Source organism: Myxococcus llanfairpwllgwyngyllgogerychwyrndrobwllllantysiliogogogochensis (assembly GCF_006636215.1).
Taxonomy (GTDB): domain Bacteria; phylum Myxococcota; class Myxococcia; order Myxococcales; family Myxococcaceae; genus Myxococcus; species Myxococcus llanfairpwllgwyngyllgogerychwyrndrobwllllantysiliogogogochensis.
In genome coordinates, this window is sequence record NZ_VIFM01000993.1 from 1 (window position 1) to 389 (window position 389).

Consider the following 389-nt stretch of genomic DNA (forward strand, 5'->3'; position numbering starts at 1 on the left):
GATTTGCATATTGTGATCGTCGGCGATTTTGACGCCGATGGCGCCACCAGCACCGCCCTGAGCGTGCTGGCGCTGCGCGGCCGGCTGCGCGAGGTGCCGTGGTACAGCTTCTTCACCTGGGGCTTCAAGGCGCCGCGCGAGTGGTGGACGGCCTTCTGGTACGAGGGCAAGGAATACGTCGCGCCGACGGCCATGGTGGACCTCTCCAAGCCCGCCTACCGCCTGGGCCTGGCCGAACTCAAGGTGGGCGCGAAGGCGCACCGCATCGAGGTGAAGGTGGCTGCCGACAAGGAAAGCTACGCGGTGCGCGGCAAGGCGCAGGTCACGATCAGCGCCACGCTGCCCGACGGCAAGCCCGCCGCGAATGCCGAGGTGGCGGTGGCCGCGGT

Annotated in this window: 1 protein-coding gene; it reads left to right on the forward strand. The window is 68.6% G+C overall.

Annotated features, from left to right (window positions below; translation table 11 throughout):
* Positions 1-389 (forward strand): hypothetical protein (locus tag FJV41_RS57675; protein ID WP_141649705.1); only part of this gene is annotated, 389 nt, incomplete at both ends.